The 17166-nt window shown below is 65.6% G+C and carries 20 protein-coding genes; 8 read left to right on the forward strand and 12 right to left on the reverse strand.

Translation table 11 applies throughout. The features are described from left to right. The first annotated feature begins 490 nt into the window (after positions 1-490). The gene (locus FQV39_RS13930; RefSeq protein WP_149130840.1) at positions 491-2278 is read left to right on the forward strand and encodes a peptide ABC transporter substrate-binding protein; all 1788 of its coding nucleotides are present in this window, start codon (positions 491-493) and stop codon (positions 2276-2278) included. Between the two features lie 154 nt (positions 2279-2432). Next, a complete protein-coding gene (locus FQV39_RS13935; protein ID WP_149130841.1) occupies positions 2433-2648 on the forward strand; it encodes a hypothetical protein in 216 nt (71 codons plus the stop codon). Between the two features lie 333 nt (positions 2649-2981). Here FQV39_RS13935 and FQV39_RS13940 read toward each other — a convergent pair whose 3' ends face one another. After that, complete coding sequence (locus FQV39_RS13940) at positions 2982-3452, reverse strand: hypothetical protein (RefSeq protein WP_149130842.1); 471 nt, start codon at positions 3450-3452, stop codon at positions 2982-2984. A gap of 253 nt (positions 3453-3705) precedes the next feature. On the opposite strand from FQV39_RS13940, the gene FQV39_RS13945 reads away from it, so the two are divergent. Next, on the forward strand, positions 3706-4470 hold the full coding sequence (locus FQV39_RS13945; RefSeq protein WP_149130843.1) for a sulfite exporter TauE/SafE family protein: 765 nt from the start codon (positions 3706-3708) through the stop codon (positions 4468-4470). Between the two features lie 25 nt (positions 4471-4495). Here FQV39_RS13945 and FQV39_RS13950 read toward each other — a convergent pair whose 3' ends face one another. Genes FQV39_RS13950 through epmA form a run of 3 tightly spaced genes read right to left on the reverse strand, consistent with a single transcriptional unit; the run spans position 4496 to position 7306 of the window. Further along, positions 4496-5209, reverse strand: a complete 714-nt coding sequence (locus FQV39_RS13950; protein WP_149130844.1) for a DsbA family oxidoreductase — start codon at positions 5207-5209, stop codon at positions 4496-4498. Continuing rightward, positions 5178-6245 carry a lysine-2,3-aminomutase-like protein gene (locus FQV39_RS13955; RefSeq protein ID WP_149130845.1) on the reverse strand — a complete coding sequence of 356 codons (1068 nt, stop codon included), beginning with the start codon at positions 6243-6245 and terminating at the stop codon, positions 5178-5180. Before FQV39_RS13955 ends, FQV39_RS13950 begins: the two co-directional genes overlap by 32 nt. Continuing rightward, positions 6242-7306 (reverse strand): EF-P lysine aminoacylase EpmA, encoded by a 1065-nt coding sequence (epmA, locus tag FQV39_RS13960; protein ID WP_149130846.1) that lies wholly within the window; start codon positions 7304-7306, stop codon positions 6242-6244. The genes FQV39_RS13955 and epmA overlap by 4 nt, the downstream gene beginning before the upstream one ends. A 116-nt stretch (positions 7307-7422) precedes the next feature. Between epmA and efp the strand changes: the two genes are divergently transcribed. From efp to FQV39_RS13980, 4 genes are all read left to right on the forward strand, one after another. After that, complete coding sequence (gene efp / locus FQV39_RS13965) at positions 7423-7992, forward strand: elongation factor P (RefSeq protein WP_149130847.1); 570 nt, start codon at positions 7423-7425, stop codon at positions 7990-7992. A gap of 105 nt (positions 7993-8097) precedes the next feature. After that, a complete protein-coding gene (locus tag FQV39_RS13970) occupies positions 8098-8616 on the forward strand; it encodes a DUF1993 domain-containing protein (RefSeq protein ID WP_149130848.1) in 519 nt (172 codons plus the stop codon). 65 nt (positions 8617-8681) lie between these two features. Next, positions 8682-9113, forward strand: a complete 432-nt coding sequence (locus FQV39_RS13975) for a GNAT family N-acetyltransferase (protein ID WP_211201771.1) — start codon at positions 8682-8684, stop codon at positions 9111-9113. Between the two features lie 281 nt (positions 9114-9394). Further along, positions 9395-9922, forward strand: coding sequence for a hypothetical protein (locus tag FQV39_RS13980; RefSeq protein WP_149130849.1), 528 nt, complete (start codon positions 9395-9397; stop codon positions 9920-9922). A 117-nt stretch (positions 9923-10039) separates the two neighbouring features. Here the strand turns inward: FQV39_RS13980 and FQV39_RS13985 are convergent, their stop codons facing one another. Together FQV39_RS13985 and FQV39_RS13990 are read right to left on the reverse strand one after the other, a co-directional pair. After that, positions 10040-10561: a rhodanese-like domain-containing protein gene (locus FQV39_RS13985; RefSeq protein ID WP_149130850.1), complete on the reverse strand. Its 522-nt coding sequence runs from the start codon at positions 10559-10561 to the stop codon at positions 10040-10042. Beyond that, entirely contained in the window at positions 10558-10860 is a 303-nt protein-coding gene (locus FQV39_RS13990) for an ArsR/SmtB family transcription factor (RefSeq protein ID WP_248313367.1), read from the reverse strand. The genes FQV39_RS13985 and FQV39_RS13990 overlap by 4 nt, the downstream gene beginning before the upstream one ends. Positions 10861-10937: 77 nt before the next feature. Between FQV39_RS13990 and FQV39_RS13995 the strand changes: the two genes are divergently transcribed. Next, on the forward strand, positions 10938-11291 hold the full coding sequence (locus FQV39_RS13995) for a carboxymuconolactone decarboxylase family protein (protein WP_149130851.1): 354 nt from the start codon (positions 10938-10940) through the stop codon (positions 11289-11291). Positions 11292-11538: 247 nt separating this feature from the next. Here the strand turns inward: FQV39_RS13995 and FQV39_RS14000 are convergent, their stop codons facing one another. The 6 genes from FQV39_RS14000 to rpoN form a co-directional block, all read right to left on the reverse strand. Further along, on the reverse strand, positions 11539-12195 hold the full coding sequence (locus FQV39_RS14000) for an MBL fold metallo-hydrolase (protein ID WP_149130852.1): 657 nt from the start codon (positions 12193-12195) through the stop codon (positions 11539-11541). A 35-nt stretch (positions 12196-12230) separates the two neighbouring features. Next, positions 12231-12560, reverse strand: coding sequence for a hypothetical protein (locus FQV39_RS33165; RefSeq protein ID WP_187640283.1), 330 nt, complete (start codon positions 12558-12560; stop codon positions 12231-12233). Next, positions 12557-14185 (reverse strand): fumarate hydratase, encoded by a 1629-nt coding sequence (locus FQV39_RS14005; RefSeq protein ID WP_149130853.1) that lies wholly within the window; start codon positions 14183-14185, stop codon positions 12557-12559. Before FQV39_RS14005 ends, FQV39_RS33165 begins: the two co-directional genes overlap by 4 nt. Before the next feature lie 173 nt (positions 14186-14358). Beyond that, positions 14359-14820 (reverse strand): PTS IIA-like nitrogen regulatory protein PtsN, encoded by a 462-nt coding sequence (gene ptsN, locus FQV39_RS14010; RefSeq protein ID WP_149130854.1) that lies wholly within the window; start codon positions 14818-14820, stop codon positions 14359-14361. Between the two features lie 84 nt (positions 14821-14904). Next, positions 14905-15489, reverse strand: coding sequence for a ribosome hibernation-promoting factor, HPF/YfiA family (gene hpf / locus FQV39_RS14015; protein WP_149133840.1), 585 nt, complete (start codon positions 15487-15489; stop codon positions 14905-14907). 130 nt (positions 15490-15619) lie between these two features. Beyond that, positions 15620-17149 (reverse strand): RNA polymerase factor sigma-54, encoded by a 1530-nt coding sequence (gene rpoN / locus FQV39_RS14020; protein WP_149133841.1) that lies wholly within the window; start codon positions 17147-17149, stop codon positions 15620-15622. Positions 17150-17166: the final 17 nt, after the last annotated feature.

Below are 17166 nucleotides of genomic sequence, written 5' to 3' on the forward strand. Positions count from 1 at the left end.
GCCCATATTCGTGACGCCCAAGGCACCCTCCCTCACAACCTGAAAGGAGAGATCTGATGCTGGAACGGCACGATTCCGACTGCGCATGTGAGACACAAAGCGAGCGTCGGGATGATCGCGAGGAACAGCGGGACGACAAGGAGTTCTCGCCTCGCGCCTATCAAGAAGGCTTCTGGAGCTAGGCTCCCATGACAAAAGCGGAGGGCTGATCGGCCCTCCGCCGACGTGCCGGGCGCGAGACTTGCTGACGGGCACTCGGACGCCAAAGCCGCGCCGCCCTTGGCCGTGACATCCGCAAAACCTGGGCGCCTGCCATGCGCCGCAAGCAACCCTACCATCCCCTGCAAACGCCTTAAGATGGGCTTAAGGTCGCGGCCCGTACGAGGTGAGTCGCGATCAAGGCATTACCATGCCTTGGACCGAGTAAAAACAAGGCTGATACTGATCCATTTCTGGTCGATATCTAGCCGGCGCAATGCGAAGGTCAGTTATGAGCAGTCAATATATCCAGGAAGAGGTCGATAACCTGAAAGAGGGCCGCCTGTCGCGGCGTTCCTTCATGCAGCGAATGGCGGCGCTGGGCATCACCGCCCCGATCGCGAGCCAGATCCTGGCCTGGAACGATGTGGCGATGGCGAACGCCACGCTCGAATACAAGCCGACCAAGGCCGGCGGCGGCGGGCCGCTGAAGATGCTGCTCTGGCAGGCGCCCACCCTGCTCAACCCGCATTTCGCCTCGGGCACCAAGGATCAGATCGCCTCGCGCGTCTTCTACGAGCCGCTCGCCGGCTGGGACAAGGAAGGCAACCTCATCCCGCAGCTCGCGGCTGAGGTTCCGACGCGCGCCAATGGCGGCCTCTCCGAGGACGGCACCACCGTCATCTGGAAGCTGAAGCCGGGCGTGAAGTGGCATGACGGCAAGCCGCTCACCGCCGACGATGTCGTCTTCACCTGGGAATACGCCGCCGATCCGGCGACGGCCGCCTACACCTCGGGCGCCTACAAGGACATCAAGGTCGAGAAGGTCGACGACCTCACCGTCAAGGTGACCTTCGCCAAGCCGACGCCGTTCTGGGCCGACCCCTTCGTCGGTGTTGCCGGCATGATCATTCCGAAGCATCACTTCGGTGACTACAAGGGCGCCAAGTCGCGCGAGGCTCCGGCGAATCTGAAGCCCGTCGGCACCGGCCCCTACAAGTTCGCCGACTTCAAGCCCGGCGACATCCTCACCGGCACCCGCAACGAGGACTACCACGTCAAGAGCCAGCCGCATTTCGACACGTTCGAGATCAAGGGCGGTGGTGACGCGGTCTCGGCGGCGCGTGCCGTGCTGCAGACCGGCGAATACGACTATGCCTGGGACACGCTGGTCGAGGACGAGGTCCTCAAGCGCATGGAGACCGGTGGTCGCGGCAAGATCAGCGCGGCGGCGGCTGGCGACATCGAGTTCATCACGCTGAACACGACCGATCCCTGGACCGAGGTCGATGGCGAGCGCTCGAGCGTCAAGACCAAGCACCCGACCCTGTCGGACCCGGCCGTGCGCCAGGCGATCAACCTCTTGATCGACCGCGACTCGATCCAGAAGTTCATCTATGGCCGCGCCGGCTCCGCGACGGCGAGCTTCGTCAACGAGCCCAAGCAGTTCAAGTCGCAGAAGCTGAAATACGAGTTCAGCATCGAGAAGGCCAACAAGATCCTCGACGAGGCCGGCTGGAAGAAGGGCTCGGACGGCATCCGCGAGAAGGACGGCAAGAGGCTCAAATACGTCTACCAGACCTCGATCAACGCTCCGCGCCAGAAGGTCCAGGCCATCATCAAGCAGGCCTGCCAGCGCGCCGGCATCGACCTCGAGCTCAAGTCGGTCACGGCTTCGGTGTTCTTCTCGTCGGACGTCGCCAACCCCGACACCTACACCAAGCTCTATGTCGACATGGAGATGTATACGACCACGCAGCCGCAGCCCGATCCGGAGCGCTTCCTCAACCAGTTCACCTCCTGGGAAGTCGCCAACAAGGAGAACAAGTGGCTGGGTCGCAACGTCTCGCGCTATACCGATCCGGCTGCCGACGAGGCTTACAAGGCCGCCCAGAAGGAGCTCGACCCGGCCAAGCGCGCCGCGCTCTTGATCAAGGTCAACGAGGTCTTCTGCGAGGCCAACGTCATCCTGCCGATCCTGTCGCGCAAGAAGGTTGTCGCCTCGGCGAACAACCTCTCTCACGACCATTCCGGTTGGGACGTCGATACCTGGAACCTCGCGGCCTGGTATCGCAGCTAAGCGCCCGTAGGCTTTCGCCGAGAAGCGAACTCGGCGAGGGTTGATCGCATGGCTTATTGCCTCGCCGGTGCATGCCGGCGAGGCTTTTTCGTGCTTGCAGTCGGCAGCCTCACTCCTAAATTTGCCGGCGCGGATGGATTGAGGGGAAGGAGACGTGCCATTCTCGTCGCTGAATGATCCTGTTGACCTCGCTCGAGCCCAGGCGGCGCTGGAAGCAGCCTGGAAGGACGTCAAACCAGCCAATGCCGACGTGTTTGACGAGCAAGGGCGAACCAGACTGGCCTATATCGTCGCAGCACTGGTCGCGGTCGCGGAAGACGAAGATGATCTGAAGCGGCGCGCGGTCGAGCGATATCGCCACACAAGCTGACCATCGAAAGCCCCGCCCCCGTGCGGGGCTTTCTGGTCTATCGCTCTTGGCCGTGGCCAGCGGCCGCCGGGAGTGGCGGCGCGATGCGCGCCGGAAACTGCAGTGATGCCACACCCACAATCACGACGAGCCCGATGACGGCGAGCCAGAGCCAAAAATCCAGCGGTGGTTTCCTGCGAGGGGGCATACATTAGGAAGCCCGGACCGCAGGGGTTGTTCCTTACCAAGCGGCTTCGTGGACACCACGCCGCAGCAAGAGCACCTGTCCCTGACCAATGCGTCGGTCAGAAACACGCGTCCGGTCAGGCTGCACCACGCCCAAATGCCGGTCAGTCACTCGACCGGCGTGCACTCCATCCGCACACGCTCGCCGGGCTGGCTCGCGGTCTGACAGGTCACCCTGGCCGGCAGCAGCGGCGAGGCCGTCGGTGCGGTCGTGGGGATCGGCGTCACTGCAGCAGCAGGGATGATGGCTGGGACCGGAGCCGGGGTCACAGGTCGCGTGCGCGACGACGCGAGTTGCGGCGTGTGGTGGACGACGGGCCTGGGCTTCGGCTGAGGCCGGACCGCTGGCGCCACCGGCTGCTCCTCGACGGGCTCGACCGCCGGAGGCGGGTTTTGCGCGGCGACGACCACCGGCGGAGGTTGTTCGGGAGGCGAGCGCCAGGGCGTCCACGAGCTAAGCCGCGTGAAGGCTTCCATGGTTGGCCGAGTGATCGTCTCGGCGGTCGGCATCGACTGCATGCAGCCGGAAAGCGCAAAGCCGAAAATACATACGGCTGCGCGGTTCGGGATCGACAGCATCTTCGCCGCTCCTGCTGTAGATTGATCGCGAGCCGGTCGATGGTGCCCTCCCAGCCCCAGTCAAGTCAACCTTTGGCCGCATTCGTGACCAGCAAAACGGAGGGCCGCGTGGCCTGAGGGCAACGGAAACGCGACGGCGCCATGACAAGGCGATAGCGATCCCTCAGCGCACATCAGCTTTGCCGGAAAACGGATTCCGGACGGCGCGCCGATGCCTTAGGGCTCACGCTCCGTTCTCTGGGGACAGCCGACAATGTCTTTGGCCGCGCTGATCGGCTTCCTGTTGCTGACCGGCGTTGCGGCCTATGCCCAGACGTTGACGGGTTTCGCCTTCGGCCTGATCACCATGGGCGGCGTCGGGCTATCCGGGCTGATCTCGCTGCCCGATGCGGCAATGCTCGTCAGCCTGCTGACCCTGGTCAACGCAACGCAGATGTTGCTGAAGGGCTGGCGCGACGTCGCCTGGCGCGAATTCTGGCTGGTGATGGCCGCGAGCCTGCCTTCGCTCTTCATCGGCTACCGGCTGCTCGAATGGCTGGCCGACAGCCAGGCCGACTGGCTCAGGCTGGCGCTCGGCTTTGTCATCATCGTCTCGAGCCTGCAGCTCGCGCGCAAGCCACAGCCGCGGAAGCAGCGGTCGGGCGCGCCGAGCTTCCTGTTCTTCGGCAGCGTCGCCGGGCTGATGGGCGGGATGTTCTCCACCTCCGGCCCGCCGCTGGTCTACCACTTCTACCGGCAGCCGATGACGCTGGTGACGATCCGCGAGACGCTGGTGACGGTGTTCGCCCTCAACGCGCTCTGCCGCACCGGGCTGGTGGCCGCTTCCGGGCAGATCCCCTCGGCCTCGGTGCTTTCGGGATTGCTGGCGGTGCCCGTCGTCATGGCGGCGACGCATCTCGCTCGCCGCCGCCCGCCTGCCATCTCGCCGACGGCGCTGCGGCGGATCGTCTTCGTCCTGCTGTTCCTGTCGGGTGTCGCGCTCGCGGCGCCGGCCGTGGTCCATCTGGCGCATGCCTGACGGCGCGCGCCGAGATCGCCGTCGCTCAGAACTGCGGCATCTCCGGTTGCTGTTGCGCCGCCAGAACCTGCTGGAAGGCCTGAGCCCAGACTTCCGGCGGCTGCGCGCCCGAGAGCGCGAGTTTGCCGTCCACGATGAAGAAGGGCACGCCGTTGACGCCAACCTTGCGGGCGTGATCCTCCAGCCCGATCACGGTCTCGCGCAGCTCGTCATTGGCGAGTTCGTCGCGGGCGGCCTGTTCGTCGAAACCCTGCTCGACCGCGATCTGGACCAGCGTCTCGAGATCGCCGATGTCGCGCCCATCCTGCCAGTAGGCCTTGAACAGGGCGGCCGTCATGTCGCCGCCGCGCTGCACCGTCGAGGCGGCGGCGATCAGCATATGGGCCATGCGGGTGTTGACGCTCTTCGTCACCTTCGCCCAGTTGAAGGTGACGCCGCTCTCCAGCGCCGCCTCGGACAGCCGAAGCTCGATTTCCTTGCGCTTGCCCGGGCCGAACTTGGTTTCGAGATATTGCGTGCGGTCCATGCCCTCCTCGGGCATCTCCGGGTTCAGCTCGTAGGGCAGCCAGGTGATGGCGAAACGCTCGGTCAGGCCGTAGCGGGCCAGCGCCGTCTCCAGCCGCGCCTTGCCGATGAAGCACCAGGGACAGGCGATGTCGGAGACGATCACGAGCGGCAGCTTGTCCTGCATGTCGATGTCCTTCGTATCAGGCGGGCGGGTAGAGATGCTGCCCGCCATGCCGGTCTTCGGCGATGGCCTCCGCGCCCGGCGTCTCGCAGCCGGAAAGGAAGGCGGGACCGACCGGGATCTTGCCGGCGCCGCCGGGGATGTCGAGGATATAAGTCGGCTGGCACAGCCCCGAAAGGTGGCCGCGCAGGCTTTTGACCAGAGCCTGTCCCTCCTCCAGCGACAGCCGGAAATGCGAGGTGCCCGGCGCGAGATCAGGGTGGTGCAGATAATAGGGTTTGATGCGGTTCTCGACGAAGGCGCGCATCAGGGCGCCGAGCGTGTCGACATCGGCATTGACGCCCTTGAGCAGCACGGACTGGCTGAGCAGTACATGGCCGGCATCGGCCAGCGTCGCGATGGCCGCGCGGGCAGCGTCGGTGAATTCGCGCGGATGGTTCGCATGGATCGCGATGTAGCTCGCCTTGCCGGGGATGCGCAGCGCCCTCGCGTAGTCGGGCGTGATCCGGTCGGGATCGACCACCGGCACGCGCGTGTGCCAGCGCGCGACCTTGATATGCGGGATGGCGGCGAGGCGCTTCGCGACCTCGCGAATGCGGCGAGTGGAGAGGATGAAAGGGTCGCCGCCGGTCATGATCACCTCCCAGATCTCGGGACGGGAGGCAAGATAGGCGAGCGCCGCGTCAAGCTTCCGACCCGTCAGCGCGTCGCCACCGGGGCCGACCATCTCGCGGCGGAAGCAGAAGCGACAATAGACCGGGCAGGCATGGACGAGCTTGAGCAAGGCTCGGTCGGGATAACGATGCACCACGCCCTCGACCGGCGAGTGGGCATCGTCGCCGATCGGGTCGGCCAGCTCCTGCGGCAGGGTCACGAGCTCGGCCGCATCCGGGACGAACTGGCGCGCGATCGGGTCTGCCGGATCGGTGGGATCGATCAACCCGGCGACAGCCGGCGTCACCGAGACGGCATAGCGCTCGGCCACCGCCTGCAGCGCCTCGCGGCGCGCGGGCGCGGCAAGGCCGGCCTCGACGAGCGCGTCGATGCTGCGCAGCGGCTGGCCTCCGGGGGGCTGGTGAATGGTCATGCCCCTCCCCTGCCCGGTTCCGCGACCGGCGTCCAGAGCACATCCTCGATCCGGCGCGCGCCGACGCAGAGCATGACGAGCCGGTCGAAGCCGAGCGCGATGCCGGACGCCGCCGGCATCAGCGCCAGCGCCTCCAGGAAATCGGCATCGATCGGATAGCGCTCGCCATAGATGCGCTCCTTCTCGTCCATATCGGCCTCAAAACGGCGGCGCTGCTCGGCCGGGTCGGTGAGCTCGCCGAAGGCATTGGCCAGCTCGACGCCGCAGGCATAGAGCTCGAAGCGCTCGGCCACGCGCGGATCACCGGGCTTCGGCCGGGCGAGCGCGGCCTCGCTGATCGGGTATTCGCAGAGGATCGTGGCACGGCCGCGGCCGAGATGCGGCTCGATGCGCTCGGAGAGCACCCGGCTGAAGATGTCCGACCAGCTGTCGTCCACGGCTAACCGGATGCCAGCCACAACGGCCTGATCGGCCAGCGCGACGCGGTCCGTCGCACCATTGGGCGAGATGGTCGAGAGCAGGTCGATGCCGGCATGGCGGGCGAAGGCATCGTGCAGGGTCAACCGCTCGGGCTCGGCGAAGGGGTCGGCCTCGACATCGCGCCAGCGGAGCACGGAGGCGCCAGCCGCACGGGCGGCCTCGGCCATCAGCGCCGCGCAATCCTGCATCAGCACCGCGTAATCCTCGCCGGCGCGATACCATTCCAGCATGGTGAATTCGGGGTGGTGCAGCGCCGTGCGCTCGCGGTTGCGAAAGACGCGGGCGAAATCGAAGATGCGGGTCTCGCCTGCCGCCAGCAGCTTCTTGGCCGCAAATTCCGGGGAAGTGTGCAGGTAATAGGGGTGGCCTTCGGCCGCGTTGTCGATCAGCGTCGTGCCGAAACCGTGCAGATGCGTCTCGTTGCCGGGCGAGAGCTGCAGGATCGCCGCCTCGACCTCGATGAAGTCATCAGCCTCGAACCAGCGCCGCAGCGCCGCCTTGATCCGCCCGCGCGCCAGAAGCGCCGGGCGGCGGTCGGCATGAACATCGGGCCGCCAGAACGGCGTCGGGGAGGAACTCATCGAATCTCGCGTCGGAACCGTCGGGAAGCTTCCGTTTCGCGCGCGAATGCGGTAGTTGCGCGGCGACAGGAATTCGCATAGCGCGCGGGAACGCCGCGCACCAGAAGGACATTCACGTGGTCAAGGTCATCGCCTCTTCCGTCCGCAAGGGCAACGTCCTCGAAGTCGACGGGCACCTCTGCTCGGTGCTCTCGGCCGAGAGCTTCTTCCCCGGCAAGGGCACGCCGACGACGCAGATCGACATGCGCCGCATTGCCGACGGCGTGAAGGTCACGCAGCGCTACAAGACGACCGAGCAGGTCGAGCGCGCCTATGTCGAGGACCGCGACTTCACCTATCTCTACCAGGACGGCGAGCAGTACGTCTTCATGAACCCGGAGAACTACGACCAGCTCCATGTCGACAAGGACGTGGTCGGCGATGCTGCTCCCTATCTCCAGGAAGGCATGAAGGTCTCGCTCTCGGTGTTCGAGGACAAGGCGGTCGCGATCGAGCTGCCGCAGCGCGTCACCCTCGAAGTCGTCGAGACCGAGCCGGTGACCAAGGGCCAGACGGCCTCCTCTTCCTACAAGCCGGCGATCCTCTCCAACGGCGTGCGCAGCGCCGTACCGCCGCATGTCGGCGTCGGCACCCGCATCGTCGTGATGACGGCCGACGGCTCCTATGTCGAGCGCGCGAAGGATTGATCTGCTAGCTTATTGATCTGCTAGCTTAGAGCGCAGCGGAAAAATCTCCTCTATAGCTTTATGCAGCGGGCCCTTTCCGGGCCCGTTGTCGTTTCGAGGTTTCCCATGCCGCTCACAGTCCAGGCCGCCGCCCTTTCCGGCTTCGTTCAGACGCTCAAGGCGCTCGACGCCATTCTCGATAAGGCCGTGGAACAGGCCGAGACCCGCAAGATCCAGCCCGAGGTGCTGCTGACGGCGCGGCTCGCGCCGGACATGCTGGCCTTCACCCGCCAGATCCAGCTCTGCTGCGACTTCGCCAAGAACGCGGTGGCGCGCCTCTCGGGCGGCGAGAACCCGCGCTTCCCCGACGAGGAGAAGAGCTTCCCGGAGCTGAAGGAGCGCATCGCCAAGACGCTGGCCTTCATAGCCGCCGCCGATGGCGCCGCCCTCGATGCCGGGTTGTCCCGCGACGTCACCTTCCCACGCGGCCCCTCGGCGACCGTGACGATGACGGGCGAAGCCTATCTCACCCGCTTCGCCATCCCGAACTTCTATTTCCACGCCACGACCGCCTACGACATCCTGCGCGAGAACGGCTTCCAGATCGGCAAGCAGGACTTCCTGCTCGGCGTCTTCGACGCCTGAGGCCAAGTCGGGCCGGGGCATGCCAGCGACGCCTGCCATCACGATCGAACGCGCCTCTCCCCGGGATGCCGGGGAGATCGCCGCACTCTATCTGGTCGCGAGGCGAAGCCCTGCCCTATCTGCGCCGCTGCCACAGCGACGAGGAGGTGCAGGGCTGGATCGAGGCCGTGAGGCTCGCCACCGGCGAGACCTGGGTCGCGCGCGAGGCCGGGCGCATCCTCGGCTTCCTATCGCTCGACGGCGACGAACTCGACCAGCTCTATCTGCTGCCAGGGCATTTCAGGCGCGGCATCGGCTCTCTCCTGCTTGCCAGGGCCAAGGAGCAAAGTCCCGTGCGGCTCAGCCTGTTCACCTTCCAGCGCAACACGGCCGCGCGGGCCTTCTATGAGCGCCACGGCTTCCGCCTCGTCGACCTCAATGACGGCACGCGCAACGAAGAGGCCGAGCCGGACGCGCTTTACGAGTGGCGCCAGTCTTTTTCGACCCAGGGCTTGTAATCGGCGACCGCCCTTCCCATCTCACAGTCACGACGATGTCGAAGGCGTTCCACCGCTCTCCATCGCCGTTGAAGACGGCCATGGGCCGAACGTGTGACGCCGGATGTACGCGCACCGTTCCGCTGCATGGCCGTTGGCTTTTCGAATGCCCGTAGCGCCTTGGCGTTGCGGGCATTTTTCTTGCGCGCCGGGGGAGGAAGCGCAGTCGATGTTCATTGTATGTTCATGTTAAAAAGCGCAAATTCAGCGCAAGGCGAGGCTCATTTGATGGGAGGTTCGTCATGATCTCAACCTTCAGCAGCAACAAGATGGTTGCCACCGCTTTCGCCGCGGCAGCGATGTCCGTCGGCGTCATCGCATGGTCGCCCCCCGCCGAGGCACGGTTCGGAGGCGGAAGCTTCCATGGTGGCGGCGGCATGGCGTTCCGTGGCGGCGGGACCGGCTTCCATGGCGGCGGCATGGCCTTCCGCGGCGGCGGGACCGGCTTCCATGGCGGCGGCATGGCCTTCCGCGGCGGCGGCGTCCGGATGGGCGGATTCGGGGGCGGCGGGTTCGTGCGTCCTGGTTTCGCGCGCCCGGCATTCGTGGGACCCGGCTTCGTCCGGCCAGGCTTTGCCCACCGGGCGGTGTTCTTTCACAATCAGCGGTTCCACCATAACCGCTTCTTCTTCGGTCCGGCCTTCGCGTTCGGCGTAGGCGCGCCCTACTACTACAACAGCTACTACAGCGATGACTGCTACTACGTGTGGCGGCGCCGTTTCGACCCGTGGGGCTATGTCGTCGCCCGCCGCGTGCTGGTCTGCCAGTGACGCGGCTTCACGGCTCCAGATAGCTTCAGCGGCGGCCTGCGCCGCCGCGAGCCGATGCGCGTCTGCTAATTCAGCGGCACCGTTCCGCTGAATGGCTGTTGGCGTTTCTGGGCCCCGCTATGATGCGGGCGCCGCGCGGTTCCAGGGCATGCGCGCGAGCAGCATGGCCAGCCCGCACCAGCCCGTCGCACCGGCGAAGGCCAGCATCGCGCCCATGAGCCCCGCGATGGCAAAGGCCGCGGTCAGGCCGGCAAAGCCGGCGAGGACCAGGAGCGCGACCATAGCCCCGACGATCATCTGAACCTGGCGGAAGATCGACAGGCGCAGACCGGCATTGCCGACGACCGGCAAGCCAGCAGCCCGCCAGGCGACGATGCCACCGTCCAGGCTGACGCTCTCCGCCCGCTGGGCGGCAAGTGCACAGGCTTGAGAGCTCCGCATTCCGCTCTGGCACTGGAAGATCAGCGTCCGGTCACGGGGCAGCTCCGCCAGCGCCTCCGGCAAACCGCTCAACGGCAGGGAGACAGCGAGCGGGATATGGCTCGCGGCGAACTCGGCCGGCTCGCGCACATCGATCAGAAGCGCCTCGCCGGCCGCCAGCTGACGCTGCGCCTCCTGTGGGGTGATCGTGCGGGTCATGATGGCTGCCTTCCGCAGAAATGGATGTAGAGCACCGCCATCAGCTCCATCACGGCCGGATGGGAGATGGAATAGTGCAGGGTTCGGTGGTCTCGGCGGAAGTCGACGATGCCTTCCGCCTTCAGCTTCGCCAGATGCTGGGACATCGAGGTCGGCGCGATGCGCGTTTCGGCGATCAGCTCACCGACGCTACGCTCCCCCTCTGACAACGCGCAGAGGATGAGCAGCCGTTGCGGATTGGCGAGCCCCTTCAGGAAACCCGCCACGCCTTCGGCCTTCTCCGCCATCGCCTCGGCCAACGCCGGCTCTTGCTTAGCCTTATAATTCATGTTTTTATGATATTAGAAAAATATGAACTGTCAAGGACCAACACCACATGAGCAAGGACTACCGCACCATCACACAGGATATTTCCGCCTACATGCGCGAGTTACGCGGGCTGCAGCCGGAAGCGATGAAGGGCTTCGGCACCCTGGCGCAGTCGGCCGGTGCCGACGGCGCGCTCGACAAGAAAAGCAAGGAGTTCATCGCGCTGGCGATCGGCATCGCGCAGCACTGCGACGGCTGCATCGGCTTCCACGCCAAGGCCCTGGCCGGGCTCGGCGCCTCACGCCAGGAGATCGCGGAAGTCGCCGCGATGTCGGTCTATATGGGCGGCGGCCCGGCTCTGATGTACGCAGCGGATGCGCTGCGCGCCTTCGATCAGTTCGCGACGCCGGCAGCGGCCTGAAGCGGCGCCAACCGCCCGAAGCTACCGGGCTCGGTCGTCATGGTCGGGCTTGTCCCGACCATCCACGTCTTCCTTCGTCGAGGGCTCTGTTCAAGGTGGGTGCTCGCCACAAGGGCGAGCATGACGCAAGAGCACGCGCCGATCTGACTGCAACGCAGTCAGATCGGAGAACGCGTTCTCTCACTTAAGTTGAGAGACGAATTCACCGATCAGGTTGATCCAACCTGATCGGATCCGGCTCTAGGCCTCAGCCCTGCAGGAAGGGGTTGTTCCGGCGTTCCTCGCCCAGCGTGCTGGCCGGACCATGGCCGGGCAGGAACTGGACGTCATCGCCGAGGGGCAGGAGCTTTTCCCTAATGCCCGAGATCAGCGTCTCGTGGCTGCCATAGGGGAAGTCGGTGCGGCCAACGGAGCCGGCGAAGACCGTATCGCCAGCGAGCAGGAAGCGCAGATCCTTCTGGAAGAAGGTGATGTGGCCCGGCGTATGGCCGGGGACGTGCTGGACCGAGAAGGTCAGGCCGCCGAGCGAGACTTCGTCGCCTTCCTGCAGCCAGCGGGTCGGCTTCACCGCCTTCATGCCATGGATATCGAAGCGCAGGCCCTGCTCCGGCAGGGCATCGAGCAGGAACTGGTCTGCCTCATGCGGGCCGATGATTGGCAGCGAGAGCGCTTCGGCGAGCTCGGTGGCGCCGCCGGCGTGGTCGAGATGGCCATGCGTCAGCCAGATCGCGACCGGGGTAACGCCGAGTTCCTTCAGAGCTTCCTGCAGGCGGGGAGCGTCGCCGCCGGGATCGACGATGGCCGCCTGCTTCGTCTTCGTGTCCCAGATGATCGAGCAGTTCTGCTGGAACGGCGTCACCGGCACGACGGCGATCTGGAGCGGCGCTTCGGGCTGGTCGGTCATGCGGTCGCCTTCGATTCGAGCAATAAGAAAGAGCCTCACCGCCCGCCGCAGCGATTGGCGATGAGCGCGCGGTAGTTCACCAGCTCGGAATCCATCTCCGCGACATTGCGCTCACGCTCCGCCCCGCTCTGGCAGGCGGCGAAGGTCGAGCGCGCCTTCTGGAGATAGCCGACATGCTCGCGAAAAGTCCGGCACTGGGTCGCCTGATCGGCGCTGGCGGCCGCTGCAAGCCGGGTCTGCTGCAGGCGGAAGCCGGCCTCGTTCTGGAAGAGGTCGCGCGAGCAGGTTGCCGGGCGTGGTTGCTGGGCGAGCGCCGGACCGGCAAGCATCCCCGTCAGCAACGCCAGGGTCAGCGCAGTCCTCATCCGAGGTTCAGCTCCTTGAAGAAGTCATTGCCCTTGTCGTCGATGACGATGAAGGCCGGGAAATTCTCGACCTCGATCTTCCAGACCGCTTCCATGCCGAGTTCCGGATATTCCAGGACCTCGACCTTGCGGATGCAGTCCTGCGCCAAGCGGGCGGCCGGGCCGCCGATCGAACCGAGATAGAAGCCGCCATGCTTGTTGCAGGCCTCGCGGACCGCCGCCGAACGGTTGCCCTTGGCCAGCATCACCATGGAGCCGCCGAAGGACTGGAACTGGTCGACGAAGGAATCCATGCGGCCGGCCGTGGTCGGACCGAAGGAGCCGGAGGCGAAGCCTTCCGGCGTCTTCGCCGGGCCGGCGTAATAGACCGGATGGTTCTTGAAATAGTCGGGCATGCCCTCGCCGCGCTCGAGTCGCTCGCGGATCTTGGCGTGGGCGAGGTCGCGCGCGACGACGATGGTGCCGGTCAGCGACAGGCGCGTCTTGACAGGGTGCTTCGTGAGTGTGGCGAGGATCTCGCTCATCGGCTGATTGAGGTCGACCTTGACGACATCGCCGCCGAGCTTCGCCTCGTCGATATCCGGCAGGTACTTCGACGGATCGGTCTCCAGCGCCTCGAGGAAAATGCCATCCTTGGTGATCTTGCCCTTGGCCTGACGGTCAGCCGAGCAGGAGACGCCCAGCCCGATCGGCAGCGAGGCGCCATGGCGCGGCAGGCGGATGACACGCACGTCATGGCAGAAATACTTGCCGCCGAACTGCGCGCCGACGCCGAGCGACTGCGTCAGCTTGTGGACCTCCTCCTCCATTTCGAGATCGCGGAAGGCATGGCCCGAGGGCGAACCCTTGGTCGGCAGCGCGTCGAGATAGCGGGTCGAGGCGAGCTTCACCGTCTTGAGATTCTGTTCGGCCGAAGTGCCGCCGATGACGATGGCGAGGTGGTAGGGCGGGCAGGCGGCGGTGCCGAGCGTCAGGATCTTCTCCTTCAGGAACGCCATCATGCGGTCCTTGGTGAGAAGCGACGGCGTCGCCTGATAGAGGAAGGTCTTGTTGGCCGAGCCACCGCCCTTGCAGACGAAGAGGAACTTATAGGCGGAGTCGTTAGGACCTTGGCCCTCGGCGTAGATGTCGATCTGGGCCGGCAGGTTGGTCGCGGTGTTCTTCTCCTCGAACATGGAGAGCGGCGCGAGCTGCGAATAGCGCAGGTTGCGCTTGAGATAGGCGTCATGGACGCCCTCGCCCAGCGCCGATTCGTCGTCGCCATCGGTCCAGACCTTGCGGCCCTTCTTGCCCATGATGATCGCGGTGCCGGTGTCCTGGCACATCGGCAGGACGCCGCCGGCGGCGATGTTGGCGTTCTTCAGCAGGTCGTAGGCGACGAACTTGTCGTTCGAGGTCGCCTCGGGGTCGTCGAGAATCTTGGCGAGCTGCGCGAGATGGCCGGGGCGCAGCAGGTGGTTGATGTCGATGAAGGCCTGCTCGGAGAGCTGGCGGATCGCCTCGCGGGAGACGCTCAGCACCTCGCGATCACCGATCTTCTCGACGCTGACGCCTTCGCTGCCGAGCTTGCGATAGGGCGTCTTGTCCTCACCGAGCGGGAAGAGATCGACATGCGTATAGGCCATGATCAGCGGCTCCGAACCAATGAAGCGCTGCGCTCCCATTTTGGGACAGAGATTGTTCCACCGACAGGCTTGCTGTGGATCAGAACGGTCTCCGGCCGGACGCGCGACGCCGTATGGCCGGCGTCATAGCCCGTCGACCGGCATCGTCCAAGCAGTCTTTAATGAGTTTAAGCTCAGGCAGCCTGAGCGGCCGACTCGGCGAGGATGGCGTAGATCGCAGCGGGGTCGCGAATCTTGCGGACCTGCTCCAGCACCGACTGGTTGCGCAGCACGCGCGCAACGCGGGCGAGCGCCTTGAGATGATCGGCCCCCGCCCCCTCCGGCGCGATCAGCACGAAGATGATATCGACGGGCTGGCCATCCAGGGCGTCGAAATCGATCGGTTTCTCGGCGCGGGCGAACAGGCCGATCAGGCGGTCGATGCCGGGCATGCGGCCGTGGGGGATAGCGATGCCGTCGCCGATGCCGGTCGAGCCGAGACGCTCGCGCTGGAGCAGCGCCTCGAAGATCTCGCGATCGGGAAGACCCGTCAGGGTGGCGGCATGCTGGGCAAGCTCCTGCAGAGCCTGCTTCTTGCCGTTAGCCCGTAGTGGCGAAATCACCGCGGCGGGGCTCAGGAGATCGGTCAGCGTCATTCGCCCGTCCATGCATGTCCCGTGCCGGCCGAAACGCCGTCGGCACGGGTCAGGTTCGACGGCCGGAGCGGTCGCCCGCCGGCCTCAGGACAGCGATGCCGGCGGGTCGATCCAGCCGATATTACCGTCGCGGCGGCGGTATACGATGTTCATCCGACCATTGCCAGCATGGCGGAAGATGATGACGGGCGCACCAGTCAGGTCCAGCTCCGCGACCGCATCGCTGACCGTCAGAACATGCAGCGATTTGGTGGTTTCGGCCACGATCACCGGGTGATCGCCGGCGGAAACACCGTCGAACTCCTCGATATCATCATCCGGAGCCGCGATCACATAGCTGGGGATTTCGATTCCGGCATCGCGTCCGTTGGCGGCCGAACGGTCCTTCAGCCGGCGCTTGTAGCGTCGCAGCCGCTTCTCGATGCGATCAGCCATCTTGTCGAGGCTGGCATAGGGATCGTGGGCGGTGGCGGAGGCTTCCAGCGTGATCCCCGAAGAGAGGTGGATGACGGTGTCGGTGCGGAAAGCCGTACCGTCCTTGTCAACCGTGACGTGGCCCTGATAGCCGCCCTCATAATATTTGCTGACGGCCGCAGCGACCCGCTCTTCGGCCTGGCCGCGCAGGGCCTCGCCGACATCGAGATTCTTGCCGGAGATTCGCAAGCTCATGGAGTGCTTCCCCTTGTTTAGCCATGGCCAGTGCTCGGCCATCTCTAGGAACTAAGAACTGCGAGTCCGGGATGTCAATGCGACAAGGCGAGCATGGCGCCGATGCGCCGGCGTTTTGGAACCAAATTGCTCAACGCCCTGCGGCCGCCATCGCAACCTTCTCCCGCCTGCGCTCCATCGACGAGGGAATGCGCAGCGATTCCCGGTATTTCGCGACGGTGCGCCGGGCGATGTCGATGCCGGTGGCCTTGAGTCTGGTGACGATGGCATCGTCGGAGAGCACGTCGCTCGGACTTTCCTCGTCGATCATCTGCTTGATGCGGAAGCGCACGGCCTCGGCCGAATGCGCCTCGCCATAGCCGGTGGCCGCGATCGCCGCCGAGAAGAAGTACTTCATCTCGAAGACGCCGCGCGAGCAGGTCAGGTACTTGTTCGAGGTGACGCGCGAGACGGTCGATTCGTGCATGCCGATGGCGTCGGCGACCGTCTTCAGGTTGAGCGGACGCAGATGCTCGACGCCATAGGCGAAGAAGCCATCCTGCTGGCGTACGATTTCGCTGGCGACCTTCAGGATCGTGCGGGCGCGCTGCTCGAGCGAACGGGTCAGCCAGTTCGCCGTCTGCAGGCATTCGGCGATGAAGGCCTTCTCCTCGTCGTTGCGAGCCGCCTTCGAAACGCGGGCATGATAAGTCTGATTGACGAGCAGGCGCGGCAGCGTGTCCGGGTTGAGGTCGATCAGCCAGGAGCCATCGGGCGCGGCGCGGATGAAGACATCCGGAACGACCGTCTCCGCAGCCGAACCGCCGAAGGCCCGGCCGGGCTTGGGATCGAGCCGGCGGATCTCGGCGACCATGTCGGCGATATCTTCATCATCGACGCCGCAGACGCGCTTCAGCGCGGCAAAATCGCGCTTGGCGACGAGATGGAGGTTCGCCACCAGGGCCTGCATCGCCGGATCGAAGCGGTCGCGGTCGCGTAGCTGGATCGTGAGGCATTCAGCAACGTCGCGTGCCGCCACCCCCGAGGGATCGAAACTCTGGACGATGCGCAGCACGGCTTCCACCCGCTCGATGCCGACGCCGAGACGTTCGGCGATGTCCGGGACGGGCTCGGCGAGATAGCCGCTGTCGTCGACCGCATCGATGAGGTGCCGGCCGATGATGCGCTCGGCCGGATCGGTCACGGCGAGGTCGAGCTGGGCGCTGAGATGGTCGTGCAGCGAGGCTTCCGCCGTCAGCCCGCTCTCGAAGCCTTCCGGCCCGTCCTCGAAGGAGCCGCCGCGCGAGCCATAGGCGCCACCGATCACCGGAAGGCTGTCGGCGCCGGCCGAATCGCTGCGGGCAGCGCTTGGCTGCTCGCTCTGAAAGACATTGTCGAGGCCGGTGCCAAGCCTGCCCTCCATCCCCTCCTGGGTATGCAGGCTTTCGGCACGGGCAAAGCTCTCGGGATCGGCCGCGAGCGGGCTGTGGAGATCCTGGCCGCGCAGCGGGGCTTCCGAGCCATCGTCCCGCTCCAGCAACGGGTTCCGTTCAAGCTCGCCGTCGACGAAGTTCTGGAGTTCCAGATGCGAGAGCTGCAGGAGCTTGATCGCCTGCAGCAGCTGCGGCGTCATCACCAGGGACTGACCCTGACGCAACTCCATGCGCGGCATCATCGCCATGCGCGAAAGGCCCTTCT

The sequence above is a fragment of the Bosea sp. F3-2 genome, from assembly GCF_008253865.1.
Lineage (GTDB): Bacteria > Pseudomonadota > Alphaproteobacteria > Rhizobiales > Beijerinckiaceae > Allobosea.